Below are 4,965 nucleotides of genomic sequence, written 5' to 3' on the forward strand. Positions count from 1 at the left end.
TTTTTTGAAATTTTTTTTTAGCTTAACACCTACAGTGGTTAGAGGAGGGATTCTCCACAAAGAATGGCTTTATTGGCAGGATTGCATTCTTAGCTTAACACCTATGGGGGTCAGCGCCCCCCGGCTCAATGCGCTCCTGGCCCCCTTCAGACCCCCCCGCAAGGGGCAAGGCATAATCTTATCGCGGCATGGGGTGAGGTAGGGTGGTCTGCCATAAAAGTCGCACCTGCCCCGGCCACAAAGAAGTCTACTTGACCCCATAAGAACGGCACATTTTTTGTGTTTAACCCAATCGAAACCTGCTATAATAAAAGCCTTTGACAATCTGTTGCAAACTATTTGATAATAACCATATAGTGCGAGTAACGACATGTCTGTTTTTTGTTGCGTTACTGTTGATGTTAGCTTGCAATGTAGATGCTACGGCCAACAGTCAGTGGGTGTTTCCTCCGGAGGGCGGCTCCTGGAATAACGACTTTGGCGACATCTCAACCACCATCCAGTTTGGCGACATAGATGGCGACGGTAGCAATGATATAATCTTTGGTACCACCAAGGGGTACATATTTGCGCTCAGACCGGGCGGCAAAAAGTATCGGTTCCTCAAGATCGGCAAATCCGTCAAGGCCAACCCCATCATGATAGACTTCAACAGGGATGGCAATGCCGATATCCTGGCCTTTGGTAGGGATGCCGAATTCAGCGATCCGGCCCAGAAGAGCACAATGGTCATCATATCGGGCAGCGACTTTAGCAAATTGGTTGAGGTTGAACTCGATGGCAGCATTGTCTCCCGCCCTGCCCTGGCCGACTTCAACAACGATGGCAACATAGATATCCTCATCCCGGCAAGGGGACTGTACCTCATAGACGGCTCGATAAGCAAAGGACAAAAGGACATCCGCCTGCACAACTACAAGGTTGACGGTATAACCTTCTCTTCGCCAATAGTTGAGGACTTCAATGACGATGGCGTCTACGACTTCATGATCCCCTACACCTACAAGAACAAACCCTACGTAGACGTCTTTCTGTCGGGCGCCTCCGACTTTCAGTACTCAAAGTACACCTTTGGCCTCAAGAACGAGCTGCGCGTAATCCCCACCCTCATCAAAGAAACAGACGGTGAAATAATCACCTGGCGTATGATAGCGCCGTCATTTAATAAGACCATAGACTTCTACGTGATCAAATGGAACTCAACTGTCGAGGAGTTATCCCTGCAACCGTTGAAGGAGTTCACTGAACACGACTACCGGTTTAACAGTCAACTGCCGGCTCTGATGCTCCCGGGCACTCCCCCGGCCCTTTACCTATCCCTGCCTGAGAGGAACTCCCTGTGGCAACTCAATGCCTTTAGCGGCGAACTTGTCTCAAAGTCATTAGTGGGCGGCTTGAGCAACAATATGCCCATATATCTCAGAAAGAACGCAGACGCCTCGCTGACCCCTCTTGTCATCCTCCAGGATGACGATGGCCTGTACCTCCACAGCCTCGACGACAACTCCAGGCAACAGGTCGCTCAACCTGGCGCCACCATGTCCCCCTTGCAGGAGATATATCTGTATCCTCAACATGCAGGCAAAAACCAATACGTCCCGCTGGGCATAACAATCCAGAAACAGGTAAAGCATCCAAAGCAGATCGTGTGCGACCCCGATGTGGTACTAAACCTATCCCTGCTGTATCCCAACATCACCGGATACCTCAACCAGGGGACGTATCCATCCCAGGAGATGGTCGCCATACTTAGAGAAATGGCAAGCACGCTGGACTGGAGAAATCTCCGCGGCATGGCCAGGATCGCCTCCCTGGTGACCCAGCTCTATCCCTCCGACAACGACTTCCAGGACGTACTGCACAGGTTCAAAAAGGCCGTAAAGGAAGAAAAGTCGCTGTTCTTTCAGATTGTCAGGTTAAAGCAGGATATCAGGAAAAAGGCTGCCAAATACGACTACTCCACCCTCATGGACTGGATTATGACCGGCAAAATAGAGGACGATCTCGCATATATACTCAGAAACGACCCAGACTTCCTGGAAGACAAGGACGTGGCCGGGCTGTACAAGGACATATATCTGCTCAAGGGACTGATAGATGCCTTTGTCCCGGTCATGACTGGCATCATAGCGTTGTCTTTGTTTGTTTTGCTGATTTTTAACTATCAGACGTTTATAAAGGCATATTATGTGATTTTTTACTATTTTAAGGTAAAGAGGGCGTGGTTGCAGGTTATTGCGCAGCATCCTGAGCCGGAATACTATGTCGAGAGCCTGCTCAATGAAGGGGTCTCCTTGCGACGGCCATCGCATTTCTTCAACCTCAGACTAAAAACGCTCCTGGCACTGCTCATCTGCCGGGAAGACTTCCTGTGGCATAAGGTGTTACTGTTGCTGGAGGACAGGGTGATCCTCAACCGTGTCTTTAACGAGGAAGACAGCAGGGGGTTTTATCGTTACCTGCTGTATCAGTACAAGCGGTTGTTTTATAAGAAGCTGCGCAGAGAGTCCTTTATTGGCTGGGTATTGTTCCAGACCAGACACTTCACAAAGCGTGATTACTACGAGTACACGACAACCAATCAGGCCCTTGTCACCATCAAGTCCGAGCTGGCCCTGAAGTTCCTCAAGCTCAACGACTACAGACCGGCATTTAACTATCTGCACAGGCAAATACTTGCCGCTAACAAGGATGCACCCAACCCCGGTTTTACGAGATTTTTGAGTCAACTGGCCGACTACAAGATAGAGAGTTATTTTTACAAGTACGAAACGCACTTCTTTAAGAGGATACGCTCCCTTGAGGAACAGGTCAGGATACTGACCTTCTACAAACGTCAACGGCTCATCCCCCGCGTTGAGGTCATTGTCAACAATATGCTGAAGCAGGCGCTTGTACATGCCGGATTCCCCAGGCACGTGGCCAACGACTACATCCCGATAGAGCCGATAAGAGACCACGGTCTGTTTTTGACTATCATGGCCTACAGCCACATGCGACGCAGCCAGGTGGTGCTGCGTTGTATCCCCCACAGGTACAAGCACATAGACCTGACCTCGGATGCCAGAATAAGGAGCCTGTCAGGGAATTTTACCCCCATAGCCAACGTCCACCGCAACCTGCGCTGGAGCGTCCAGGTGGAGACCTACATTGTTGCCACTCCGTTAAAGAGGCTGTTGGGCAATCTGCCGTTAAACGTCATACAAGGGGTATTGCTGAGTCTGGCCACGCTTGTAAAGCGTCATTCCCCGTTGTGGTTTATCCCCAACCTGCATCCCTCTAACCTGTTCTGGGATGGCGAGTCGGTCTACCTCTCCTGCACGGGCATATCAAAGCTGTCTGTGGACAAGGACATCGTAATGCTTCACAGGAAGGTTCACAAGCTTTTAAGCCATAACGCCTTTATGACGCCCGAGTTTCGCCGCGTACCAAATCCACAGAAGGTACTATCGGACGGCTTTCAGATAGAAAAAACGGTTGTCTATCTGCTTGGCGCCCTTGCCTTGTTGCTGCTTGAGGGGCGACTTGCGACCCTGCAGGGGGACAGACCATTAGAGGAGCTTGAGTCTCTGAAGAGGTACAACGGCTCATATGAGCTGGTGAAACGCTGCATGTTGCCCTCCACCGAACGGGCCACTCTCAAGGAGTTCACCGATATGGTACTGTCCCTGCACGATAAACACGCCCTCAAATGGGAAAAAGAATAACTCCAAAGGGCTTTTATAGCGCATTTCGAATGCGTGCAATACAAAGAAAGAAGACGGTGGTTTAGATGAGCTTCTTACAGATACATATAAAGGTGGGAGTAGTAAATTAAGCATAGTTCAGGTTTTGATAATTTGTCTCTATACCAGAAGGAACTTGTTACTTTGCTAACTGAGAATTTTCATATGCTCGGAAAGGAAGTTTTGCAAACCTGATTTATCTTAGTATACATGTTTATGCTCCCTTACTTATGTCCCAAAAGACCTGCAAAAGAACAAACTCGGTCCCTGACCTTTGCTTGTCTCTATTTAAAGACCCGCACGTAGGCCAGACTTAACCAGGGATTTGAATGTATAAACAACTTCTTCCTAAAGGCAAACTCTCCCACGTTACCGATGACCAGACGTCTGAGTTCAAACAGGTTATCCTGAGCGGTGTTAGTGCCGGTGCGGGTGGTAAAGAGCGCCTTAAACCCTGCCTGTGTGGCCGTTGCTATCCACCCTTGATCGTACACGCCCCAGGGCCAGCAGAGGGCATGACACGCCTTGTCCAACCGCTCCTGGATGAGCGCCTTTGAGCGTTGCAAGTCCGAGCGCAGGTGCACCAATCTATCGTCATCGTTCTGGTAGAGCTTATCGAATCTCACATGCGTGTGCGTGTGCGATTGGACATCTATTACGCCGGAGCGTTCCATCTGTATTAGCTCCTGCCAGGAGAGTACACACTGTGCACCGTTGCCCTCCTCAACCATCCTGACACACTCCTTGTGCGATGGCAGGGGCGTGGTAAACCCCTCATCCATGCGTGGCCTTAGTCCCTGCTCAGTAATCCGGGAGGTGACAACGAAGATGACCGCCTTGTGCCCATGCTTCTTCAGGATCGGATAGGCGTAGACGTAATTATCGAGCCAGCCGTCATCAAAGGTGATAATCACGCACCGCTGAGGTGTTATCTTACCGGCAGCGGCCTCCAACAAACCGGCAGTGTCCAGTGTCCGGTAACCCATCCGCTGAAGCAGTTGCATCTGCCGCTCAAACTTCGCAACATCAACGCTGATAAATGAACCCCTGTCATTGACATGGTGGTACATCAGTACGGGTATCGCAGTCATAATCGATGCTAATGTGTATCTTCTTTATATTTCATGGTAACAAAAGAAAGAAAGGGGCGGCTCCGCTTCTTTGTCGCTCCAGGAGGGGGCAGCGCCCCCCGGCTCAATGCGCTCCTGGCCCCCTTCAGAACCCCCCGCAAGGGGAGGGG

General features: G+C 50.4%; 2 protein-coding genes. One reads left to right on the forward strand and one right to left on the reverse strand.

Translation table 11 applies throughout. The features are described from left to right. Positions 1-398 precede the first annotated feature (398 nt). Positions 399-3,707, forward strand: a complete 3,309-nt coding sequence (locus tag HWQ67_RS12960; RefSeq protein ID WP_218253111.1) for an FG-GAP repeat domain-containing protein — start codon at positions 399-401, stop codon at positions 3,705-3,707. A gap of 302 nt (positions 3,708-4,009) precedes the next feature. On the opposite strand, the gene HWQ67_RS12965 is transcribed toward HWQ67_RS12960, so the two are convergent. Continuing rightward, on the reverse strand, positions 4,010-4,816 hold the full coding sequence (locus HWQ67_RS12965) for a polysaccharide deacetylase family protein (RefSeq protein WP_218253112.1): 807 nt from the start codon (positions 4,814-4,816) through the stop codon (positions 4,010-4,012). Between the last annotated feature and the right edge of the window lie 149 nt (positions 4,817-4,965).

This window comes from Candidatus Magnetobacterium casense (assembly GCF_019173545.1).
GTDB lineage: Bacteria > Nitrospirota > Thermodesulfovibrionia > Thermodesulfovibrionales > Magnetobacteriaceae > Magnetobacterium > Magnetobacterium cryptolimnobacter.